The organism is Micromonospora echinospora (genome assembly GCF_014203425.1).
GTDB classification, from domain to species: domain Bacteria; phylum Actinomycetota; class Actinomycetes; order Mycobacteriales; family Micromonosporaceae; genus Micromonospora; species Micromonospora echinospora_A.
Map to the genome: position 1 here is coordinate 5,128,123 of NZ_JACHJC010000001.1, position 25,576 is coordinate 5,153,698.

At 74.9% G+C, this 25,576-nt stretch carries 3 protein-coding genes; all 3 read right to left on the reverse strand.

The genetic code is table 11. The features are described 5' to 3' along the window. Positions 1 to 7: 7 nt before the first annotated feature. From FHU28_RS23650 to FHU28_RS23660, 3 genes are read right to left on the reverse strand one after another with little or no spacing between them, the layout of a single operon-like run. On the reverse strand, positions 8 to 9,502 hold the full coding sequence (locus tag FHU28_RS23650) for a type I polyketide synthase (RefSeq protein ID WP_184686649.1): 9,495 nt from the start codon (positions 9,500 to 9,502) through the stop codon (positions 8 to 10). Positions 9,503 to 9,548: 46 nt separating this feature from the next. Beyond that, positions 9,549 to 14,543 (reverse strand): type I polyketide synthase, encoded by a 4,995-nt coding sequence (locus FHU28_RS23655; protein ID WP_184686650.1) that lies wholly within the window; start codon positions 14,541 to 14,543, stop codon positions 9,549 to 9,551. A gap of 36 nt (positions 14,544 to 14,579) precedes the next feature. Then, complete coding sequence (locus tag FHU28_RS23660) at positions 14,580 to 25,571, reverse strand: type I polyketide synthase (RefSeq protein WP_483403773.1); 10,992 nt, start codon at positions 25,569 to 25,571, stop codon at positions 14,580 to 14,582. Positions 25,572 to 25,576 lie beyond the last annotated feature (5 nt).

Sequence of the window (25,576 nt, forward strand, 5' to 3'; positions counted from 1 at the left end):
GGCCGGGTCACGAGTCGGAGCCTTCCAGGGCCATCCGGACCAGGCCGGCGACGTCGAGTTCGCGGATCTGGGTCTCGGGTGCGGACGACGTGACCGGGGCAGCGGACGCCACGGCCGGCGTGCCGGCACTCGTACGGGCCAGCTGGAGCAGCTGGTCGAGCAGGCCCGCCCGCCGCAGCTCGTCGAGCGGGATCGCGGCGAGGGCCCGGCGCACGGACTCCTCGTCGCCGCCGTCGCCGTCGTCCCCCGCAGCGCCCGCGAAGAGCTGCTCGTACAGGTGGCCGGCCAGGCCGTCCGGGGTGGGGTAGTCGAAGACGACGGTGGTGGGCAGGTCGTGCCCGGTCGCCGCGGTGAGCAGGTTGCGCAGTTCCACGGCCGTGAGCGAGTCGAAGCCGAGGTCCAGGAAGCCCCGGTCGGTCTCGATCGCGTCGGCGGAGGGGTGGCCGAGCACCTTCGCCGCGTCGACCCGCACCATCTCCAGCAGTGCGGCCCGCCGCTCGTCGTCCGGCAGCGCCCGCAGCCCGGCGAGCAGGTCCCGGGCGCCGGGCGCGACCGCCTCCGGCGCCTCGGCGGGGGCGGCGGCCAGCCCGCGTACGGCCGGCAGGTCGGCCAGCAGCGGACTGGGCCGCAGCGAGGTGAACAGCGGCTGGAAGGTGGCCCAGTCGACGTCGGCGACGGTGACGCAGCTGTCGCCGACCGCCAGGGCGTGCCGCAGCCCGGCCATCGCCACGCCGGGCGGCATCACCTGGAGGCCGCGGCGACGCAGTTGCTCCGCCGCACCCTCGGTGTACATGCCCGACTCGGTCCACGGTCCCCAGGCGATGGAGGTGGCCGCCCGGCCCTGGCCGCGTCGCCGCTCGGCGAGCGCGTCCAGGTAGGCGTTACCGGCCGCGTACGCGCCCTGTCCGCCGCTGCCCCACACCGCCGAGATGGACGAGAAGAGCACGAACGCGTCCAGTTCGGCGTCGCCGAGCAGCTCGTCGAGGTGTTCGGCGCCGCAGACCTTCGGGGCGATGACGTACGCCAGGTCCTCCAGGGTGGTGTCGGCCAGCGGCACCACCTCGCTGACCCCCGCGGCGTGCACCACCGCGCGCAGCGGCGGCCCCTCCCGCCGGAGATCGGCCAGGAGGTCGGTCACGGCGGCGCGGTCGGCGGCGTCGCAGCGGACCACCCGGCAGTCCACGCCGAGCCCGGCCAGCTCGGAGATCAGCTCGGCGGCGCCCGGGGTGCCGGTCCCCCGCCGGCTGGTCAGCACCACCCGTTGCGCGCCCTCGGCGGCCACCCAGCGGGCCACGTGCCCACCGAGCGCACCGGCGCCTCCGGTGATCAGCACCGTCCCCTGGGGCTGCCATGGCGTGAGCTCCCCGTCGGTGGTGGTGGCCGGTACGAGCCGCCGCACCAGCACCCCGGACTCGCGGACGGCGAGCTGGTCCTCCACGCCGCCGCCGGTGAGGATGCCGCCGAGACGCATCGCCGTCCACGGCTCCAGGTCAGTGGGCAGGTCGACCAGCCCGGCCCAGCGGGCGGGCTGCTCCAGCGCGGCCACCCGGCCCAGGCCCCACAGCATCGCCTGCCGCGGGTTGGCCGGGGTGTCGCCGTCGCCGAGGCCGACGGCGCCCTGGGTGACGCACCAGAGCCGGACCGAGGCGTCGAGGTCGACGAGCTGCTGGAGCAGGTGCACGGTCGCGGCGAGGCCGCGCGGCAGCGCCGGGTGCTCGGCGTGCGGGGCGTCGTCCAGGCCGAGGAAGGACAGGATCGACAGCGGCCCGTCGCCCGCGCCGAGCGCCTCGGTGAGCACGTCGGCGAACCCGCCGCACAGCTCCTCGGAGTCGGCGGCGGTGTCCACGGGCACGATGCTCACCTCGGCACCCAGGGCCCAGGTGCAGGAGTGCAGGTCGGGGTCGTCCGCCCGGTCGGCGGGCAGCAGCACCAGCCACCGGCCGGGGTCCTGCTCCTGCGAGGTCTCCGCGATGGGCTCCCAGACCGCCCGGTAGCGGGTGCCGTCGACCAGGGCCTGCTCCCGGCCGCGCCGGCGCCACGCCGACAGGGCGGGCAGCACGGTGCCGAACGGCTGGTCGCGGTGCACGTCGAGGTCGCGGGCCAGCGACTCCAGGTCCTCGGCCTCGACCGCGGCCCAGAAGCGGCGCTCGACCTCGGTGGCCTCGTCGGCGGCCACGAGGGCGGCCCAGGGCGGCGGCTCCGGCCAGTAGCGCTGCCGGTCGAACGCGTAGGTGGGCAGCTCGACCCGCTGGGCGCCGGTACCGGCGTAGAGGACGGACCAGTCCGGGGAGACGCCGTGGGTGTGCAGCGCGGCGAGCGCGCGCAGCAGGGTGCTCGGCTCGGCGCGGTCCCGGCGCAGGGCGGGCACCACCAGTGGGGCCCGGCCGCCGGCCGGGGCCTCGGCCAGGACGGCCTGGGCGAGGGCGGTGAGCACCCCGTCCGGGCCGATCTCGACGTAGCCGGTGACGTTGCGCTCGCGCAGTGCCACGACGGCGTCGGCGAAGCGTACCGCCTCGCGGGCGTGGCGCACCCAGTAGTCGGGCGTGCCGATCTCCGCCGCGTCGACCGGCGCGCCGGTGACGGTGGAGACCATCGGGATGCTCGGAGCCGCGTACCGCAGCCGTCCGGCGACGGCGGCGAGGTCGTCGAGCACCGGATCCATCAGCGGACTGTGGAACGCGTGGCTGACCGCCAAGCGCCGGACCCGGACACCCCGGGCGGCCCACTGGGCGGCCAGTTCCTCGACGGCGTCGCCGGCCCCGGACACCACGACCGCGGCGGGGCCGTTGACGGCCGCGACGGAGACCCGGTCGGCCCGCTCACCGAGCGTGGCGGTCACCTCGGCCTCGGTGGCGGCGACGGCGAGCATCGCCCCCCCGGCCGGCAGCGCCTGCATCAGCCGGCCCCGGGCGGCGACCAGCTCGGCGGCGTCGGCCAGGGAGAGCACACCGGCGGCGTGGGCGGCCGCGATCTCGCCGACCGAGTGCCCGGCGACGGCGTCGGGGCGGACCCCCCACGCCTCGAACAGCCGGAACAGCGCCACCTCCACGGCGAACAGCGCCGGCTGGGTGAATTCGGTGCGGTCCAGCGCCTCGGCCTCATGCGTGCCGGGCTCGGCGAAGAGCAGTGGCTTGAGCGGGCGGTGCAGGTGCGCGTCGAGGGCGGCGCAGGCCTCGTCCAGGGCGGCGGCGAAGACGGGGAACGCCTCGGCCAGCTCGCGCCCCATCCCGGCCCGCTGGGCGCCCTGCCCCGAGAACAGGTACGCCACCTTAGGCCGGGGCACCGCCACGCCGGTGACCACCAGCGGCGCGTCCTCGCCGGCGCCGAGGGCGCGCAGCCCGGCGCCCAGCGCGATCCGGTCGGTGGCCAGCACGACGGCCCGGTGTTCCAGGGCTGCCCGGGCGACGGCCGACGACCAGCCGACGTCGACCGTACGTGGCGCCTCCAGCCCGGTGAGCTGCTCGGACCAGCGCTGCGCCTGGGCGGCCAGCGCGAACCCCGAACGGCCCGACAGCAGCACCGGCACCACCGGCAGCCGCGCCGGGTCACCAGTCGGCTGCTCGGCTTCGACCGGCTCCGGGGCCTGCTCCAGGATGGTGTGCGCGTTGGTGCCGCTGATGCCGAACGAGGAGACGGCGGCGCGGCGCGGGTGGTCGGTGACCGGCCACGGGCGGCCCTCGCCGAGCAGTTCGACCGCACCGACGCTCCAGTCCACCTGGTCGGTCGGCTCGTCCACGTGCAGAGTCTGCGGCAGGTAGCCGTGCCGCAGCGCCAGCACCATCTTGATGATCCCGGCGACACCGGCGGCGGCCTGGGTGTGGCCGATGTTCGACTTGATCGAGCCGAGCCAGAGCGGCTGCTCGGCGGGCCGCTCCCGGCCGTACGTGGCGAGCAGGGCCTGCGCCTCGATCGGGTCGCCGAGCTTCGTGCCGGTGCCGTGCGCCTCGACGGCGTCCACATCGGCCGGGGCGAGGCCGGCGTTGGCGAGCGCCTGCCGGATCACCCGCTGCTGCGACGGCCCGTTCGGGGCGGTGAGGCCGTTGGAAGCGCCGTCCTGGTTGACGGCGCTGCCCCGGATGACCGCGAGCACCGGGTGACCGTTGCGGCGGGCGTCGGAGAGCCGCTCGACGAGCAGCAGGCCGAGGCCCTCGCCCCAGCCGGTGCCGTCGGCGGCGGAGGCGAACGCCTTGACCCGGCTGTCCGGGGCGAGGCCCCGCTGCCGGCTGAAGCCGACGAACACCCCGGGGGTGGACATGACGGTGACACCGCCGACCAGGGCGAGTGAGCACTCCGAGCGGCGCAGCGCCTGGCAGGCCCAGTGCAGCGCGACCAGCGACGACGAGCAGGCGGTGTCGACCGAGACGGCGGGCCCCTCCAGCCCGAGGGTGTACGACACCCGGCCCGACAGGACGCTGCCGGCATTGCCGGTCATCAGGTGCCCCTCGGCGCCCTCGGCGCTGAACATCAGGTTGCGGTAGTCCTGGTAGTTGGTGCCGACGAATACGCCGGTGGCGCTGCCGCGCAGCGTGTGCGGGTCGATCCCGGCCCGCTCGACCGCCTCCCAGGACGCCTCCAGCAGCAGCCGCTGCTGCGGGTCCATGGCGAGGGCCTCGCGAGGGCTGATGCCGAAGAAGCCGGCGTCGAAGTCGGTGGCGCCGGTGACGAAGCCGCCCTCACGGGCGTAGCTGGTGCCCTCCTTCTCCGGGTCGGAGTCGAAGAGCCGGTCCAGGTCCCAGCCCCGGTCGGTGGGGAACTCCCCGATGGCGTCGCCGCCGGCGGCGAGGAGCTGCCACAGTTGCTCCGGGGTGTCCGCCCCACCGGGCAGGCGGCAGCTCATCGCCACGATGGCGATCGGGTCGTCGTCCTCGGCCGCGGCGGCCGGGGCGGGGGTGGTCGCGTCGGGGACGATCCCGGTGAGCAGTTCGCCGAGGTGCGCGGCGAGCACCGTCGGGTTCGGATAGTCGAAGGCGAGCGTCGCGGGCAGCCGCAGGTCGGTGGCGGCGGCCAGGAAGTTGCGCATGTCGACTGCCGTCAGCGAATCCAGGCCGAGGTCGCGGAAGGGCTGGGTGGCCGGGATGTCGTCGGCGGCGCCGTAGCCGAGGGCCGTCGCCGCGCACTGCCGCACCAGCTCCAGCAGTGTCGCGGTGCGCTCCCCCGGCGCGAGCGCGGCGAGCCGCCGGGCGAGGGCCGATGGTACGCCCGTCTCCTCCTCGGCGGCCTCCTGCCCGGCCGGCTGCGTCGCCTCCTGGGCCTCGGCGAGGTCGCCGATCAGCGGGCTGGGCCGCACCAGGGTGAACGCGGGGGCGAACCGGGCCCAGTCGATGTCGGCGACGACTGTGGTGGGCTCGTCGCGGCGCAGCGCCCGGGCGAGGGCCTCGACGGCCAGTTCCGGGTCCATGCCGATCATGCCGCCCCGGCGCAGCCGTTCCTGGGCGCGTTCGTTCTCGGCGGGCAGGCCGGCCCCGCGCCAGGCGCCCCAGGCCACCGAGAGGGCTGGCAGCCCCTCGGCCCGGCGCCGCTCGGCGAGGGCGTCGAGGAAGGCGTTGGCCGCCCCGTACGCGCCCTGCCCGGCGTTGCCGGTGGTTCCGGCCACCGAGGAGAAGAGCACGAAGGCGTCCAGGTCGAGGTCGCGGGTCAGCTCGTCCAGGTGCAGCGCGGCGACGCACTTCGACGCGGCGACGGTGTGCAGGCGCTGCGCGGTGACGGTGTCGACGATGCCGTCGTCGAGGACGGCGGCGGTGTGCAGCACGGCGCTCAGCGGGGCGTCGGCGGGGACGGCGGCGAGCAGGTCGGCCACCTGTGCCCGGTCGGCGACGTCGCAGCGGGCCACTGTGACCCGTACGCCGAGGCCGGTCAGCTCCGCCTCCAGCTCGGCGGCGCCCGGGGCGTCCGGGCCGCGCCGGCTGGCCAGCAGGACGTGCGCGGCGCCGGAGCGGCCCGCCCAGCGGGCCAGATGCCCGCCCAGTCCGCCGGTGCCACCGGTGATCAGCACGGTGCCGCGCATCCGCCGGGTGTCGTCCGCGTCGCCGGAGTCGGCCGACTCGGGTTCGGTGATCCGGGTGAGGCGGCGGACGAAGACGCCGGAGGCGCGGACGGCGAGCTGGTCCTCGCCCCGGCCGGACTGCTCCGCGCCGTCGTCGCCGAAGGCGTCTTCGCCACCGCTGGCGCCGAGCGCCGCGCAGAGCAGCGCGCCGGCCTGCGCGTCGAGCACGTCGGGCAGGTCGAGCAGGCCGCCCCAGCGGGCGGGGTGTTCCAGGGCGACGGCGCGGCCGAGCCCCCAGACGGAGGCGGCGGCGGGGCGCGGCGCCGGGTCGTCGGCGCAGGCCACGACGGCTCCCCGGGTGGCGCACCACAGCGGCGCCTCGACGCCGAGCAGCCCGAGCGCCTGCACCAGCAGGGCGGTGCCCGAGACGGCCAGCGAGGTGGCCGGGTGCTCCGGGTGCGCCCGCTCGTCCAGACCCAGCAGCGAGAGCACGGCGACGGGTCCGTCCGGGCCGGTGAGCGCGGCGCTCAGCCGCTCGGCCAGCGCCGCCGGGTCGTGTGTGACATCCAGCTCCACCGGGACGACGTCCGCGCCGAAGTTGCCGAGGGCCGACAGCACGTCGGTGACCAGCGGGTCGTCGCCCAGCGCCGCGGGCACCGGCACGAGCCAGGTGCCGGCGAGCCAGGTCAGCGGCAGGTCGGGCAGGGCCCGCCAGGTGACCCGGTAGCGCCAGCGGTCGATGTCCGGGGCGGCGTCGGCCGCGGTGAGGAAGAGCGGCGGCGCGGGCCAGTACCGGTGATGGTCGAAGGCGTACGTGGGCAGGTCGACGGTGGCCGCGGCGGGCAGCACCCTCGTCAGGTCGACGGGCAGGCCGACGGCATACGCGGTGGCGAGGTTGGTCAGCAGCCGGGTCGCGTCGTCGTCACCACGACGCAGACTGCCGATGGTGTGCCCGCTCACACCGGCGTCGTCGAGGATCGCGGTGACCGGCATCGTCAGCACCGGGTGCGGGCTGATCTCGACGAACGTGGTGTGCCCGGCAGCCACAGCCGTCCGCACGGCCGCGTCGAAGAGCACGGTCCGTCGCAGGTTGTCGTACCAGTAGTCAGCGGTCATCACCGCCGGATCCACCCAGTCCCCGGTGAGAGTGGACACGAGCCGGGTATGACCGGCCCGCGGACTGACACCGGCCAGGTCCGCCCGAAGCTGCTCGGCGACCTCCTGCACCGCGGGCGAATGCGACGCGTAGTCCACGGGGATCAGCCGGGCACGAACACCCTCGGCCTCGCACGCCTGCACAAGGCTGGCGACGTGCTCCGGCGGACCCGACACCACGACGGTGGACGGGCCGTTGACCGCCGCGACCCCGACACCCGGGAACGCGGGCAGCCGCTCGGCCACCGCCTCGGCCGACAGGTCCACCGACGCCATCGTCCCGGTACCCCGCAGCACCGTCAGCGCACGCGACCGCAACGCCACCGTCCTCGCCGCGTCCTCCAGGCTCAGAATGCCCGCCACACACGCCGCGCCGATCTCACCCTGGGAGTGACCGATCACCGCGTCCGGAACCACGCCCGCCGCACGCCACACCGCCGCCAGAGCGACACCGACGGCCCACAGCACAGGCTGCACCACCTCGACCCGGTCCAGCCACGACTCGTCCTCGCCCGTGAGCACCGACACGAGATCCACATCGAGATACGGCGCCAACGCCCGCCGGCACTCCGCCAGACACTCGTCGAACACCGGCGTACGACCCACCAGCCCTGCCGCCATCCGCGCCGACTGCGCACCCTGACCCGGAAACACGAAGACCGGACCCGCACCCGGACTCGACGCCACTCCCGTGACCACGTTCCCCGCCGGCTGACCGGCAGCGAAGGCATCCAGCCCGGCGAGCAACCCCTCGACGGACGACCCGACGACAACGACGCGATGATCGAACGCCGATCGGGTAGCCGCCAATGACCAGCCCACCCCCACCGGATCGATCCCACCCCGCTCACGCACGTGCCGCGCAAGCCGGACAACCTGACCGGCCAACGCCGTCCCCGACCGCGCCGACACCGGCCAGGCCACCACATCCGAAGCGACCAACCCCGCCCCACGCCCACACGCACCCGACTCGACCGGCTCAGCCGACTGCTCGATGATCACGTGAGCGTTGGTGCCGGAGATGCCGAACGAGGAGACGGCGCCCCGGCGTACCCGGCCCGTCTCGGGCCACGGGCGGGCCTCCGTCACCAGTTCCACCGCACCGGCCGTCCAGTCGACGTGCGGCGACGGCGCGTCGACGTGCAGCGTCGCCGGCACGAGGCCGTGCCGGATGGCGAGCACCAGCTTGATCACGCCGGCCACGCCCGCGGCGGCCTGGGCATGGCCGATGTTCGACTTCACCGAGCCGAGCAGCAGTGGCGGGGCCTCGTCACGGTCCTGCCCGTACGTGGCGATGAGCGCCTGCGCCTCGATCGGGTCGCCCAGCCTGGTGCCGGTGCCGTGCGCCTCCACCACGTCGACGTCGGCGGTGGAGAGCCGGGCGGAGGTGAGGGCCTGGCTGATGACCCGCTGCTGGGCCGGCCCGTTGGGCGCGGTCAGCCCGTTCGACGCGCCGTCCTGGTTGACGGCGGTGCCGCGGACCACAGCCAGGACGCGGTGGCCGTTGCGGCGGGCGTCCGACAGCCGCTCGACCAGCAGCCAGCCGACTCCCTCGGAGAAGCCGGCGCCGTCGGCGGCGGCGGCGAACGACCGGCAACGCCCGTCGGTGGAGAGTGCGCGCTGCCGGCTGGATCCGATGTAGAGGCCCGGGGTGGCCATCACGGTCACGCCGCCGGCCAGCGCCAGGTCGCACTCCCCCGCCCGCAGCGCCTGCACGGCGAGGTGCAGCGCCACCAGCGACGACGAGCAGGCCGTGTCGATGGATACGGCCGGTCCTTCGAGCCCGAGGGCGTACGACACCCGGCCCGACGCGACGGCCGCCGCGCCCCCGGTCATCGAGTGCCCTTCGTCGCCGTCGGGCGACATCATCAGCAGGGTGCCGTAGTCCTGCCCGTTGGTGCCGACGAACACCCCGGTCCGGCTGCCGCGCAGCGAGGCGGGGTCGATGCCGGCGGCCTCTACCGCCTCCCAGGAGGTCTCCAGCAGCAGCCGCTGCTGGGGGTCCATGGTCAGCGCCTCGCGCGGCGAGATGCCGAAGAAGGCGGAGTCGAAGTCGCCGGCCCCGTCGACGAACCCGCCCTCCCGGGCGTACGAGGTGCCCGGGTGGTCGGGGTCGGGGTGGTAGAGGCGCTCCAGGTCCCAGCCCCGGTCGTCGGGGAAGGGCGCGACGGCGTCCCGGCCGTCCCGCAACAGCTCCCACAGGTCGTCGGGGTTGCGCACCCCGCCCGGCAACCGGCAGCTCATCGCCACGATCGCCACCGGCTCCAGTTCCTGGGACTGGGCCTCGCTGAGTCGGCGGCGGGTGTCGTGGAGATCAGCCATGACCCGCTTGAGGTAGTCGCGGAGCTTGTCTTCGTTGGCCATCGGAGTGCCGCTTCCTCGAAAGAGACGGGAGAGAGCTGAAGCTGGGTCAGGAGATGCCGAGGTCCTTGTCCACCATCGCGAACAGTTCGTCGTCGGTGGCGTCGTCGAGGTGCCGGCCGATGTCGGCGCCACCGCTGTCCTGGCCGAGCCGGGAGAGCATCGCCTGCAGGCGTACGGTGGCCCGCACCCGGGCCGCCTCGTCCCGGGCGACCACGTCGAGGCCCTCGGCGATCCGGTCCAGATCGTCGAGGAGCGCGTTCGGGGTGACCACGTCGTCGTGGGCGACCTCGGCGTAGAGGTACTCCGCCAGGGTCGTCGGGGTCGGGTAGTCGAAGACCAGGGTGACCGGGAGGGCCACGGCGGTGGCCGCGCCGAGCCGGTTACGCAGCTCGACGGCGGTGACGGAGTCGAAGCCCAGCTCCCGGAACGCCCGATGCTCGTCCACGGAGTCGGCGGACGGGTAGTTGAGCACGGCGGCGACCTGGCCACGGACCAGGCCGAGCAGCACGGCGAACCGCTCGGCGGCGGGCAGCCCGGCGAGCCGCTCCCGCAACGACTCCGGGCCGTCGCCAGCCTCCACGCTGCCCATCGCCTCGGCGGCGGCGAGCCGCCGGACGTCCGGCAGGTCGCTGATCAGCGGACCGGGCCGGGTGGCGGTGAACGCGACGGAGAACCGTTCCCAGGCGATGTCGGCGATGGTGAGGAACGCCTCTCCATGGTCCACGGCCTGGTGCAGCGCGGTGATCGCCGCCTCCGGGGTCATCTCGGGTACGCCGTGGCGGTGCAGCAGCTCGCCGAGCGGCCCGTCGGCCATGCCGCCGCCGGCCCACGCCCCCCAGGCGACGGAGGTGGCGGTGAGGCCGAGGCCCCGGCGGTGCTGGGCGAGCGCGTCGAGGAACGCGTTGCTCGGGGCGTAGTTGCCGACGCCGGAGCTGGCCACGCTGCCGGCGAAGGACGAGAACATGACGAACGCGGACAGCTCGTGGTCGAGGGTCAGCTCGTGCAGGTTGTACGCGACGTCGACCTTGGCCTGCAGCACCCGTTCGATCTGCTCGGGCCGGATGTCGTTGATCATGGCGTCGTCGAGGACCGCGGAGGCGTGCACGACCGCGGTGAGCGGGTACTCGGCGGGGATCGCCTCGATCAGCTCGGCCAGGGCGTCGCGGTCGGAGGCGTCGCACTCGACCACTGTGGCCTGGGCGCCCAGCGCGGTGAGGTCGTCGACGAGTTGCTGCGCGCCGGGCGCGGCCATGCCCCGCCGGCTGACGACGACGATGTTCTCCACACCGCTGCGGGCCAGCCAGCGGGCGGCGTGCCCACCGAGCGCGCCGGTGCCGCCGGTGACGAGCGCCGTGCCGTACGGCTGCCACGGGTTGGCGGGCTGACTGTCGCCGAGCGGGACGCGGGTGAGCCGGCGGGCGAGCAGGCCACTCGGGCGTACCGCGATCTGGTCCTCGTCCCCGGCGGTGGTGAGGGCGGCGACCAGCAGGTCGGCACAGCGGTCCTCCACGGCCTCGGGCAGGTCCACGAGGCCGCCCCAGCGCTGCGGGTGCTCCAGCGCGGCGACCCGGCCGAAGCCCCAGACCAGCGACTGCGCCGGGGCGCGCAGCAGGTCGGCCATGCCTACCGACGCGGCGCCGGAGGTGACGCTCCACATCGGCGCGCGCAGGCCGATGTCGCCGAGGGCCTGGAAGAGCGCGACGGTGGCGGCGAAGCCGCCGGGCACGGAGGGGTACAGCGGGTGGGCCAGCTCGTCGAAGGCGAGCAGCGAGACCACGCCGGCGACGTCGGCGGTGGCGTCGCCGCCCGGTGCGGCGGCGAGCGCCTCCTGCAGCAGCTTGCCGAACTGGTCGCGGTCGACGTCGGGCGTGGAGACGGCCACCGGCACGAGCGTCGCGCCGGCCGCCGCGATCGCCTCGACGCAGGCGTCCTGCCAGGGCTCGATGATGTCGCCGGTCGGCATGACCACGACCCAGGTGCCGTCCATGCCCCGGTTGGCGACGCCGGTCAGGGGCTTCCAGGTGTCCTGGTAGCGCCAACTGTCGATGTCGGCCTGCCGGCGCCGCTGCCGGCGCCAGGAGGTGAGCATCGGCAGGGCCGGCAGCAGCGCGTCGAGAACCTCGTGTGCCGGGGTCTCCTCGGTGGCGATGGTCTCGGCGAGGGCCGTGACGTCCCCGCTCTCGACGGCGGCCCAGAAGCCCGCGTCGCCCGGGTCGCCGCTCATGCCCGACAGCAGGGTCTCCAGGTCGGGCCCGCCGCTGCCGTCGAGCCAGAACCGCTGGTGGTCGAAGGCGTACGTGGGCAGCGGCGCGACCTCGGTCTCGGCGAGGACGTCCGCCAGGTCGACGGGCAGGCCGACGGCGTACGCGGTGGCGAGGTTGGTCAGCAGCCGGGTCGCGTCGTCGTCGCCCCGGCGCAGGCTGCCCAGGGTGTGCCCGCTCGCGCCGGTGTCGTCGAGGATCGCGGTGACCGGCATCGTCAGCACCGGGTGCGGGCTGATCTCGACGAACGTGGTGTGCCCGGCGGCGACCGCCGTACGGACGGCGGCGTCGAACCGCACGGTCTGCCGCAGGTTGTCGTACCAGTGCTCCGCACCCATGGTGAGCGGGTCGGCCCACTCGCCCGTGAGGGTGGAGACCAGCCGGGTGTGGCCGGCCCGCGGGGTGACGCCGGCCAGGTCCGCGCGGAGCTGCTCGGCCACCTGCTGCACGGCCTCGGAGTGCGACGCGTAGTCCACGGGGATCAGCCGGGCGCGGACGCCCTGCGCCTGGCACGCCTGCACGAGGTCGGCCACGGGCTGCGGCGGGCCGGACACCACGACGGTGGACGGCCCGTTGACGGCTGCGACACCGACGCCCGGGAACTCCCCCAGGCGCTCGGTGACCGCGTCGGCCGACAGGTCGATCGACGCCATCGTCCCGGTCCCCCGCAGCACCGTCAGCGCCCGCGACCGCAACGCCACTGCCTTCGCGGCGTCCTCCAGGCTCAGGATCCCGGCGACACAGGCCGCGCCGATCTCGCCCTGGGAGTGACCGATCACCGCGTCCGGGACGACGCCCGCCGCGCGCCACACGGCCGCCAGGGCGATGCCGACGGCCCACAGCACGGGCTGCACGACCTCGACCCGCTCCAGCCACGACTCGTCGTCACCGGTCAACACCGCGACGAGGTCCACGTCGAGGTACGGCGCCAGGGCCCGCTGGCACTCGGCCAGCTTCGCGTCGAACACCGGCGTACGACCGACGAGCCCGGCCGCCATCCGCGCCGACTGCGCCCCCTGACCCGGGAACACGAAGACGGGACCTGCGCCGGCGCTGGTGACCGTACCGGTGACGAGGTTCCCTGCCGGCTGGCCGGCGGCGAGGGCGTCCAGCCCGGCCAGCAGCTCGTCGGTGGTCGACCCGACGACGGCGGCACGGTGGTCGAACGTCGAGCGGGTGGTGGCCAGCGACCAGCCGACCGCCGCCGGATCGATCTCGCCGCGCCTGCGCAGGAAGTCCGCGAGCCGGGCCGCCTGCCCGCCCAGGGCGGTCCTCGACCGGGCCGACACCGGCCAGAGGGTCACGTCCGAGGCGACCAGGCCCGGCCGGCGCGCAGGCTCGACGGCGCCGGTCCCGTCCGCCTGCCCGCCGTCGACGGTCGCCGCCTCGGCGACGCGCGGGCGGTACTCCTCCAGGATGACGTGGGCGTTGGTGCCGCTGACCCCGAAGGAGGAGACGCCGCCGCGGCGGGGGCGGTCCAGTTCCGGCCACGGCTTGGACTCGGTGAGCAGGGAGACCGCCCCGGCCGTCCAGTCCACGTGCGGGGACGGCTCGTCGATGTGCAGGGTCTCCGGCATGACGCCGTTACGCAGCGCCATCACCATCTTGACCAGCCCGGCGACGCCGGCGGCGCTCTGGGTGTGGCCGATGTTCGACTTCACCGAGCCCAGCCACAGCGGACGGTCGGCCGGGCGGTCCTGCCCGTACGTGGCGATGAGCGCCTGCGCCTCGATCGGGTCGCCGAGGGTGGTGCCGGTGCCGTGCGCCTCGACCATGTCGACGTCGGCGGAGCCGAGCCGGGCGTTGGCGAGGGCCTGGCGGATGACCCGCTGCTGAGAGGGGCCGTTGGGGGCGGTGAGCCCGTTGGAGGCGCCGTCCTGGTTGAGGGCGCTGCCCCGGATCACGGCGAGGACCGGGTGGCCGTTGCGTTCGGCGTCGGCCAGCCGCTCCACGACGAGCACGCCGCCGCCCTCGCCCCAGCCGGTGCCGTCCGCGCCGGCCGCGAAGGCCCGGCACCGGCCGTCGACGGACATGCCGCGCTGCCGGGAGAAGACGACGAACACGCCGGGGGTGACCATGACGGTGACGCCACCGGCGATGGCCAGGTCGCACTCGCCGCGGCGCAGGGCGTTCACGGCGAGGTGCAGGGCCACCAGCGAGGAGGAGCAGGCGGTGTCCACGGTGACGGCCGGGCCGTTGAGGCCGAGGGTGAACGAGATCCGGCCGGACGCCACGCTCGTGGTGTTGCCGGTGCCGATGTACATGTCGACGCCCTCGGGCACGTTCGGCAGACCCATGCCGTAGTTCGAGGTGCTCAGCCCGACGAAGACACCGGTGGAGCTGCCGCGCAGCGACAGCGGGTCGATGCCGGCCCGCTCGACGGCCTCCCAGGACGTCTCCAGCAGCAGCCGCTGCTGCGGGTCCATGGCGAGGGCCTCACGCGGCGAGATCCCGAACAGGGACGGGTCGAAGTCACCGGCGCCGTCGAGGAACCCGCCGATGCGGGTGTAGCTCTTGCCCGGCTTGTTCGGGTCGGGGTCATAGAGCGCCTCCAGGTCCCAGCCCCGGTCGTCCGGGAACTCGGTGAGCGCGTCCCGGCCGTCGGCGACAAGCTCCCACAGGTCCTCCGGCGACCGCACGCCACCCGGGAAGCGGCAGCTCATCGAGACGATGGCCAGCGGCTCCTGGTCGCGGGCCTCGACGGTCTGCAGCTTGCGCTTGGTGTCGTGCAGGTCGGCTGTCACCCGCTTCAGGAAGTACCGCAGCTTGTCGTCGCTCATCGGGTGGCCCCTGCCTCGATCCGAAGGTTGGTCATCTCAGGAGATTCCAAACTCTTTGCTGATGAAGTCGAAGATCTCGTCGTCGCTGGCCGAGTCGAGGTCTGGCCGGTCCGGTTCGACGGCGGGCCCGGCCGCCAGGTCGGACGCCTTGGCGAGCAGGTCCTGCATCCGGGCGGTGAACCGGGCGCGGGCCGCCGGGTCGAGCGGGATGGCGGTGAGCAGGCTCTCCACCGTGTCGATGCCCTGGAAGAGCGGCTGGGTGGAGGGCGCCGCGTCGGCGGCGATCTCGCTCGTCAGCTTCTCGGCGAGCGCCGTCGGCGTCGGGTAGTCGAACACGAGCGTCGCCGGCAGCCGCAGGCCGGACAGGCTGTTGAGCCGGTTGCGCAGGTCGACGGCGGTGAGCGAGTCGAAGCCCAGGTCGGTGAAGAGCCGGTTCGGGTCGACCGCGTCCGAGCCGGCGTGGCCGAGGACGGCGGCGATGTTCGCGCGTACCACGTCGAGCACCACCTTGAGCCGCTCCGGGGCGGCCAGTCCGGCGAGCCGCCGGCCGAGCTGCACCCCGCCGGAGCGGGCACCGGTGGCGTCCATGGAGCGTCGCAGCGGCACCCGGACCAGGGCCCGGAGCATGGGCGCGAGGGTGCCGGTCTCCGCCTGCCCGCGCAGCGTCCCGACGTCCAGGCGCATCGGCAGGACGGCTGCCGCGTCGAGCCGCCACGCGGCGTCGAAGAGATTCAGCGCCTGCTCGGTGGACAGGCCGGTGGCGCCCTGCTCGGCCATCCGCCGCACGTCGTCGTCGCCGAGGTGGCCCGTCATGCCGCTGGCCTGAGCCCACAGGCCCCAGGCGAGCGAGATGCCGGCGAGCCCGCGTGCCCGGCGGTGCGCCGCGAGGGCGTCGAGGAAGGCGTTCGACGCCGCGTAGTTGGACTGGCCGGCGCTGCCCAGCGTCGCCGCCGCCGACGAGAACAGGACGAAGGCCGCGAGGTTCGCGTCGGCCGTGAGGCGGTGCAGGTGCCAGGCGGCGTCGATCTTCGGCACGGCGACCGCGTCCACCCGTTCGGGGGTCATCGACTCCAGCACGCCGTCGTCGAGGACGCCGGCGGCGTGCACCACGGCGGTGAGCGGGTGCGCTGCCGGCACCCCGGCCAGCAGCGCCGACAGGGCCTCGGGGTCGGCGGCGTCGCAGGCCGCGACGGTCACCTCCGTACCGATGCCGGCGAGTTCGCCGACCAGGTCGCCGATCCCCTCGGCCGCCGCGCCGCGCCGCCCGGCCAGCAGCAGGTGCCGTACGCCGTGGCTGGTGGCGAGGTGGCGGGCCAGGATGCGGCCCAGCACGCCCGTGCCGCCGGTGATCAGCACGGTGCCGGCCGGGTCGATCCCGCCGGGCAGCGGCTCGACACCGGCCGGAACCCGGCCGAGCCGTGGGGTGCGGACCTGCCCGTCGCGCACGGCGAGCTGCGGCTCGCCGGAGGCGATGGCGGCGGCCAGCGCGGCGGCACTGTCCGGGGCGTCGTCGAGGTCGACGATCTGGCACCGACCCGGGTGTTCGAGCTGGGCGGCGCGCAGCAGGCCCCAGACCGGGGCCTGGCGCAGGTTCACCAGCTCCTGCTCCCCCGCCGCGACCGCGTCCCGGGTGACGAGCACCAGCCGCGAGTCGGCGAACCGGTCGTCGGCGAGCCAGGTCCGCAACGCGGCGAGCGTACGGTGCGTGGCGGCGCGCGCCTGCACGGCGAGCTCCGGGTCCGACGGGTTCCCGGCGTCGCCGACCGGGACGATCACCAGTTCGGGCGCCGGCTCACCCCCGGCGAGCAGGTCGCCGAGGGTGTCGAGCCCGACGTCGGTACGCACCCGGGCACCGGCCGCCTCGCAGGCCGCGCTGAGCACCAGGTCGTCGCCGAGCGCCACCCAGCGGATGGCCGCAGGCACGGGGCCGGTGGGCACCGGCAGCACGGGCCAGTCCACCTGGAACAGCGACTCGTGCCGGCCGGAGCGCGCCGCGCCGAGGGAGTCCCCGGAGACACGGCGCATGATCAGCGAGTCGACGTGCAGCACCGGGGCGCCGGTGGCGTCGGCCACCTGGAAGGAGACGCCGACCTCGCCGGCCGCGGCGACGCGCACGCGCAGGGCGGTGGCCCCGGCGGCGAGCAGGGAGACCCCGGTCCAGGCGAACGGCAGACGGGGCACGCCGGCGTCGGCGCCGTCGCCCATCCGGCCGAGGAAGCCGCCGATCGACATGGCCTGCAGCGCGCCGTCCAGCAGCGCCGGGTGCACGCCGAAGCGGCCGGCCTCGGCGTGGTGGCCGGCGGGCAGCTCGACCTCGGCGAAGACCTCGTCGTCGCGGATCCACGCGGCACGCAGACCCCGGAACGCCGGCCCGTACCCGAAGACGGTCGCCTCGATGCCGGAGTAGAAGTCGTCGGACTCGACACGCGTCGCGCCGGGCGGCGGCCACACCCCCAGGTCGAAGGCGGGCGCGGCGTCGGCCGGCTGCGGGCCGAGCAGGCCGGTGGCGTGGCAGGTCCAGGCGACGTCGGCGAGGATCTCGTCGGAGCCGTCCCGGTAGGGCCGGGAGTAGAGCTGGACGGTGCGCCGCCCGTCGTCGTCGCGGTCGCCGACCGTCAGCTGCACCTGGAGCGCGCCAAGTTCGGGCAGGACGAGCGGGGCGAGCAGCGTCAACTCCTCCACCGTCGGGCAGCCGGCCTGCGCACCGGCGTACGTGGCGAGTTCCACGAAGGCGGTGCCGGGCAGCAGGATGTTGTCCATCACCCGGTGCTCGCCGAGCCACGGGTGGGTACGCACCGACAGCCGGCCGGTGAAGACCATCCGCTCGCTGTCGGGGAACGTCAGCGTGGCGCTGAGCAGCGGGTGCCCGGCGTCCTGGAGACCGGCGGAGCTGACGTCCTGCGTCCGGTGCGCCGGCGGCTCGACCCAGTACCGCTGGTGGTCGAAGGCGTACGTGGGCAGTGCCACCACGTCGGTCTCGGCGAGGACGGCCGTCAGGTCGACGGGCAGGCCGATCGCGTGGGCGGTCGCGAGGTTCATCAGCAACCGCGTCGGATCGTCGTCACCACGACGCAAGCTGCCCAACGTATGCCCGCTCGCGCCGACGTCATCCAGGATCGCCGTCACCGGCATCGTCAACACCGGATGCGGGGAGATCTCCACGAAGATGGTGTGACCCGCCTCGACCGCCACCCGCACAGCGGCGTCGAACCGCACCGTCTGCCGCAGGTTGTCGTACCAGTAGTCCGCCGTCATCGAGGACGGGTCCACCCAGTCCCCGGTGAGGGTGGAGACGAGCCGGACGTTGCCCTGTCGCGGCGTCACGCCGGCCAGATCGGCGCGCAACCGCTCAGCGACCTCCTGCACCGCCTCCGAATGCGACGCGTAGTCCACCGGAATCAACCGCGCCCGCACCCCGTCGGCCTGGCAGGCCGCCACCAGGTCGGCAACCGGCTGCGGCGGACCCGACACCACCACAGTCGACGGACCGTTCACCGCCGCGACGCCCACCCCGGGGAAGCCCGGCAACCGCTCCGTCACCGCGTCCGCGCGGAGGTCGACCGACGCCATCGTCCCGGTGCCCCGCAGCGCGGTCAGGGCCCGGGAGCGCAACGCCACCGCCTTCGCCGCGTCCCCCAGCGACAGGATCCCCGCCACACACGCCGCGCCGATCTCACCCTGCGAGTGACCGATCACCGCCACCGGCACCACACCCGCGTGCTGCCACACGGCGGCGAGGGCGACGCCGACGGCCCACAGCACCGGCTGCACGACCTCCACCCGCTCCAGCCACGACTCGTCCTCACCGGTCAACACCGACACCAGATCCACGTCCAGATACGGCGCCAACGCCCGCTGACACTCCGCCAACCGCGCGTCGAACACCGGCACACGACCCACCAGACCCGCCGCCATCCGCGCCGACTGCGCACCCTGACCCGGAAACACGAACACCGCGCCCGCACCATGGGACATGGCGGTGCCGGCGACGACGTTCCCAGCCGGCGACCCCGACGCCAGAGCGTCCAGCCCCGCCAGCAACTCCTCCGTGCTCGACCCGACCACTGCCGCCCGGTGGTCGAACGTCGACCGGGTCGTCGCCAGGGACCAGCCCACCGCCGCCGCATCGACCTCGTCGTGCTCGCGCACGTGCCGGGCCAGCCGGGCCGCCTGGCCGGTCAGGGCTTCCCTCGACCGCCCCGACAGCGGCCATGCCACGACGCCGGAATCCACGAGGCCGGGCCGTGTGTCCACGCGTGCGGCGTCGACCGGCTCGTCACCCTGCTCGATGATCACGTGGGCGTTCGTGCCGGAGATGCCGAACGACGACACCGCCGCCCGACGCGGCCGGTCCACCGCCGGCCACGGCCGCGACTCCGTGGCCAGCTCGACGGCGCCGGAGGTCCAGTCGATGTGCGGGGACGGCTCGTCCACGTGCAGCGTCGCCGGGACGAGGCCGTGCCGGATGGCCTGCACCATCTTGATCACACCGGCCACCCCGGCGGCGGCCTGGGCGTGGCCGATGTTCGACTTGATCGAGCCGAGCAGCAGCGGCCGGTCGGCGGGCCGCTCCCGCCCGTACGTGGCCAGCAGGGCCTGCGCCTCGATCGGGTCACCGAGCGTCGTGCCCGTGCCGTGCGCCTCGACCACGTCCACGTCGGCCGCGGAGAGCCGCGCCGACGCCAGCGCCTGCCGGATCACCCGCTGCTGCGACGGGCCGTTCGGGGCGGTCAGCCCGTTCGAGGCGCCGTCCTGGTTGATCGCCGAGCCGCGCACCACCGCGTACACGGTGCGGCCCTGCCGGCGCGCGTCGGAGAGTCGCTGCACGAGCAGCATGCCCACGCCCTCGGACCAGCCGGTGCCGTCGGCGGACGCGGCGAACGACTTGCACCGGCCGTCGGCAGCCAGGCCGCGCTGCCGGGAGAACTCGACGAAGGCGGTCGGGGTGGCCATCACCATCACGCCACCGGCGAGGGCCATGTCGCACTCGCCGCGCCGCAGCGCCTGACCGGCCCAGTGCAGGGCCACCAGCGACGAGGAGCAGGCCGTGTCCAGCGACACCGCCGGCCCCTCCAGCCCGAACGTGTACGCCACCCGGCCGGAGATGACGCTGCTGGTCATCCCGGTCAGCATGTAGCCCTCGGCGGCCTCCGGCGAGTACGCGAGCAGCGAGCCGTAGTCCTGGCCGCTGGTGCCGACGAAGACGCCGGTGCTGCTGCCCCGTACGTCGGCCGGGTCGATGCCGGCGGACTCGAACGACTCCCAGGTGGTTTCCAGCAGCAGCCGCTGCTGCGGGTCCATGGCCAGGGCCTCGCGGGGCGAGATGCCGAAGAAGCCGGGGTCGAACCGGTCGACGCCGCTGAGGAAGCCGCCGCCACGGGCGTAGAAGGTGCCGGGGGCGTCGGGGTCGGGGCTGTAGAGGCTGTCGAGGTCCCAGCCACGGTCGGTCGGCAGGTCGCTGATCGCGTCGACGCCGTCGACCACCAGCCGCCACAGGTCGTCGGGCGACCACACGCCGCCGGGCAGCCGGCAGGCCATGCCGATGATCGCGAGGGGCTCGTCGTCGCCGACCGGCACGGTGGTCGTCGCGGGTCGCACGGGGACCGGGGTGCCGGCGATCTCCGTACCCAGGAAGCCCGCCAGGTCGTGCGGGGTCGGGTAGTCGAAGACGAGGGTGGCCGGCAGCCGCATCCCGAAGGCGTTGTTGAGCCGGTTGCGCATCTCGACGGCGGTCAGCGAGTCGAAGCCGAACTCGCTGAACGCCCGGCGCGGCTCGATGGCCGCCGGGTCGGGGTAGCCGAGCACGGCGGCGGCCTGCCCGCGGACGATCTCGACCAGCGCGGCGGCCCGCTCGGCGTCGCCCAGCCCGGCGAGCTGCTGCACCAGTGACGCGCCGGTGGTGGCCGCGGCGGCGCGCGCGGGCGTGCGGATCAGCGCCCGGTACAGCGGCGGGATGCTCCCGCCGGCGAACTGCACCTTCATCGCGGCGAGGTCCAGCCGGGCCGGGACGAGCGCGGCGTCGGTGGTGCGGCAGGCCGCGTCGAAGAGCGCGAGCCCCTCCTCGGCCTCCATGGCGGCGACGCCGGAGCGGGAGATCCGGTTGAGGTGGACGTCGTCCAGCTCGGTGGTCATGCCGCTGCGGTCGGCCCAGAGGCCCCAGGCGAGGGTGAGCGCGGCGAGGCCGCGCGCCTTGCGGTGCTGGGCCAGCCCGTCGAGGAACGCGTTGGCGGCGGCGTAGTTGCCCTGGCCCGGGCCGCCTGCGGTGGCGGCCAGCGAGGAGTACGAGACGAACGCCTTCAGGCCGAGGTCGGCGGTCAGCTCGTGCAGGTGCCACGCGGCGTCGACCTTGGGCCGCAGCACGCCGTCCATCCGCTCGGGGGTGAGCGAGGAGATGACGCCGTCGTCGCGGACGCCGGCGGCGTGGACGACGGCGGTGAGGGGGTGCTCCGCCGGGATGCCGGCCAGCAGCTCGGCCACGGCGGCGCGGTCGGCGACGTCGCAGGCGGCGACGGTGACGCTCACGCCGAGCGCCTCCAGCTCGGCGCAGAGCTCCGCGACGCCCCCGGCGGCGCGGCCGCGCCGGCTGGTGAGGATGAGGTGCCGGACGCCGTACGTGCTGACCAGGTGCCGGCTCATCAGCTGGCCGAGGGTGCCGGTGGCGCCGGTGATCAGGACGGTGCCGTCGGAGTCGAACGGGGCGGCCGGCGGCTCGGCCGGGGCGGGAACCCGGGTGAGCCGGGCGCCGGCGGCGACGCCCGCGCGGATCACGACCTGCGGTTCGTCGGTCGCGGCGGCCGGGACGAGCGCGGCGGCACAGCCGGCCACGTCGTCGACGTCGACAAGCACGAACCGGTCGGGGTTCTCCGACTGGGCGGAGCGGAGCAGGCCGATCACGGCGGCGCCGGCCAGGTCGGTCAGGTCGGCGTCCCGGTCGGTGGCGACCGCGCCCGAGGTCAGCACCACCAGCCGGGACACCGCGTAGCGCTCCTCGGCGAGGAACTGCTGGAGCACGGCAAGCACCCGGTGGGTCGCCTCGGCGACGGCGCGCGGCACGTCCGCCGACGCGGGCGGGTCGAGCAACGGCAGGACCAGCACGCCGGGCGCGTCCGTCCCGTCGTCCATCGCCGTGGCCAGGGCCGTCAGGTCGGGGTACGCCGCCACGGCCGTGCCGGTGGCCGCGACCGCGTCGGTGAGCGCCGCGGCGTCGCCGATGACCGCCCAGTCGACTGTGGACGGGCCGGCGGGCAGCGCGAGCGGCGCCCACTCGACCTGGAAGAGCGACTCGGTGCCGCCGCCGGAGGCGGTGCGGAGCTGGTCGGCGGAGACCGGCCGCAGGACCAGGGAGCCGACGGAGATGACGGGCGCGCCGGTGACGTCGGTGAGCAGCAGCGAGATGCTGTCGGGGCCGGTGTGCGAGACCCGGACGCGGGCCGCCGCGGCTCCGGCGCCGTGCAGGGCGACGTCGTTCCAGGAGAACGGCAGCCGGCCGTACCCCGGGGGCATGCCCGCCCCTGAAGGCTCTCCGGCCGGCGTGGTCAGGCCGAGGGTGTGCAGCGCCGCGTCGAGCAGGGCCGGGTGCAGGCCGTACCCGCCGGCCTCGGCGGCGGGGGCCTCGGGCAGCACCAGCTCGGCGAAGAGGTCGTCGCCGCGCCGCCACGCGGAGCGCAGGGCGATGAAGGACGGGCCGTAGTCGTAGCCCTGGGCGGCGAGGTTCAGGTAGAGGTCGTCGGTGCCGACCTCGGTGGCGCCCGGCGGCGGCCAGGTGGTCAGGTCGGACCAGTCGGCGGGGCCGCTCGGGACGGCGAGGCCGCTGGCCAGCACGCCGCTGGCGTTGCGGGTCCAGGTCCGCTCGCCCGCGCCCTCGGTCGGCTCGCCGTCCTGGGCGGAGTGCAGCGACACGGACCGGCAGCCGGTCTCGTCGGCCGGGCCGATCCAGAGCTGGATGTCGACGCCCCCGGTCTCCGGCAGGATCAGCGGCGACTCCAGGGTGAGTTCGCGGACGTGGTCCGCGCCGACGTGCGCGCCGGCCTGGAGGGCGAGTTCGACGAAGCCCGTGCCGGGCAGCAGCACGGTGTCGAAGACGACGTGGTCACAGATCCACGGGTGGGTACGCCGGGCCAGCCGGCCGGTGAACAGGAAGCCCTCGGCGTGCGCGACGCCGACGGCGGCCCCGAGCAAGGGGTGTTGCGCGGGGCGCAGGCCGACGGCGGTGACGTCGCCGGTCCACCCGGCGCCCGCCTCGGGCCAGTAGCGCTGGTGCTGGAAGGCGTACGTGGGCAGGTCCACCCGCCGGGCGCCGGTCTCGGCGAACCACTGCGTCCAAGTCACCGGCACGCCGTGCACGTGCAACTCGGCCAGCCCGCCCAGCAGCCCGTGCACCTCGGGCCGGTCCACGCGCTGCGCGGCGACGGCCAGCACCCCGTCGTCGGCGGGCAGGATGTCGCCGACCATCGCGGTCAGCACGCTGCGGGGGCCGATCTCCAGGAACGTGTCCGCGCCAGCGGCGCGCAGCGCGGCCACCCCGTCAGCGAAACGCACCGCCTGCCGGACGTGACGCACCCAGTAATCGACGGTACGGATCTCGTCGGCGTCGGCCAGCGCACCGGTCACGTTCGACACGACCGGCAGCACCGGCGCGGCGAACTCCAACCCGTCGAGAACGGCCCGGAAACCGGCGAGCATCGGCTCCATCAACGGACTGTGGAACGCGTGACTGACGGTGAGGCGGCGGACGCGTACACCCCGGTCCTTCCAGAGCCGCTCCACCTCGTCGAGGGCCTCAACGCCACCGGAGACCACAACAGCCTGCGGACCATTGACCGCCGCGATCCCCACACCGGCCAACCCGTCCAGCGCAGCCGCCACGTCAGCCTCGGCCGCCGCGACCGCCAGCATCCCACCACCGGCCGGCAGCGCCTGCATCAACCGACCCCGCGCCGCCACCAACGCGCAGGCATGCTCCAGCGACAACACACCCGCCACGTACGCGGCCGTGACCTCACCGACCGAATGCCCACCCACGAAATCCGGCACGACCCCGAAGGACTCGACCAACCGGAACAACGCCACCTCGACCGCGAACAACCCCGCCTGCGTGAACACGGTCCGGTCCAGCAGCTCGGCGTCGGCCGAGCCCTCGGCGGCGAAGAGCACCTCCCTCAACGGGCGCGGCAGCAGCGCATCCAGGTGCCCGCACACCTCGTCGAACGCCGCAGCGAACACCGGAAACTCGGCGTACAACTCCCGGCCCATCCCGGCACACTGCGCACCCTGACCCGAGAACAGCACCGCCAACGAACCCCGGCCGCCGGCCTGGCCCACGACAACCGCACCCGACGGCTGCCCGGCGGCCAGGGCACGCAACCCGCCCAGCAACTCCTCACGGCCGGTCGCGGAGACCACGGCCCGGTGCTCCAGGGTGGAGCGTGAGGTGACCGACGAGAAGGCCACGTCCAGGGGCCGCAGGGTCTCGTCGGCGGCGATCCGGGCCGCCCAGCGGCCCGCCTGCGCGGCGAGGCCGGCCGCGTCCCGGGCCGACACCGGCACCGGCACGACCGGCCGCTCGACCAGCAACGCGGCGGCGGCCGACGGGGACTGCTGGGGCGCCGGAGCCTGCTCCAGGATGGTGTGGGCGTTGGTGCCGGACACCCCGAACGAGGAGACGGCCGAGCGGCGCGGCCGGCTCACCGCCGGCCACGGCGTCGCCTCGGTCACCAGCGACACCTCGCCGGCCGACCAGTCGACCTCGGGCGTCGGCTCGTCCACGTGCAGGGTGGGCGGCACGACGCCGTGCCGCATCGCCATCACCATCTTGATCACACCGGCCACGCCGGCGGCTGCCTGGGCGTGACCGATGTTCGACTTCACCGACCCGAGCAGCAGCGGCGCGGCCTCGTCGCGGTCCTGCCCGTACGTGGCCAGCAGCGCCTGCGCCTCGATCGGGTCGCCGAGCCGGGTGCCCGTGCCGTGCGCCTCCACCACGTCCACGCCGCCGGTGGCGAGGCCGGCGTTGGCCAGCGCCTGCTGGATCACCCGCTGCTGCGACGGCCCGTTCGGGGCGCTCAGGCCGTTGGAGGCGCCGTCCTGGTTGACGGCGCTGCCCCGCACCACGGCGAGGACGGGGTGGCCGTTGCGCTGCGCGTCCGACAGCCGCTCCAGCACCAGGACGCCGACGCCCTCGGACCAGCCGGTCCCGTCGGCGGCGGCGGCGAACGCCTTGCAGCGGCCGTCGGCGGCGAGGCCGCGCTGCCGGGAGAACTCGACGAAGGCGGCCGGGGTGCACATGGCGGTGACCCCGGCGACGATCGCCAGGGTGCACTCCCGCTGCCGCAGCGCCTGCCCCGCCAGGTGCAGGGCGACCAGCGAGGACGAGCAGGCGGTGTCGATGGTGACCGCCGGGCCCTCCAGCCCGAAGGTGTAGGCGATCCGGCCGGAGACCACGCTGCCGGCGTTGCCGGTCATCAGGTGCCCCTCCAGGCCCTGCGCGGCACCCATCAGCACTGTGCCGTAGTCCTGGCCGGTGCTGCCGGCGAAGACGCCGGTGCGGCTGCCGCGCAGCGAGTGCGGGTCGATGCCGGCCCGCTCCAGGGCCTCCCACGATGTCTCCAGCAGCCAGCGCTGCTGCGGGTCCATCGCCAGCGCCTCGCGGGGGGAGATCGCGAAGAAGCCCGGGTCGAAGTCGGCCAGGTCGTGGACGAAGCCGCCCTGCCGCGTGTACGACGTGCCGCTCTGTTCGGGGTCGCTGTCGTAGAGCGACCCGAGGTCCCAGCCGCGGTCCTCGGGGAAGTCGGTGACCACGTCCCGGCCGGACGCGACCACCTCCCACAGGTCCTCGGGAGAGCGCACCCCGCCGGGGAAGCGGCAGCTCATGGAGACGATGGCGACCGGTTCCTGTTCACCGGCCTCCACCTCGCGCAGGCGCTGGCGCACCTGGTGCAGGTCAGCGGTGACCCGCTTGAGGTAGTCGAGAAGCTTCGCCTCGTCAGCCATGGACCGCGCACTCCTTGTGTTGACCCGTCGTCGTAGCAGCGATC

What these genes read in the sequence shown, in the direction of transcription:
- FHU28_RS23655 (WP_184686650.1), bottom strand. Translation starts at nt 14,543, where the DNA reads ATGAGCGACGACAAGCTGCGGTACTTCCTGAAGCGGGTGACAGCCGAC.
- FHU28_RS23650 (WP_184686649.1), bottom strand. Translation starts at nt 9,502, where the DNA reads ATGGCCAACGAAGACAAGCTCCGCGACTACCTCAAGCGGGTCATGGCT.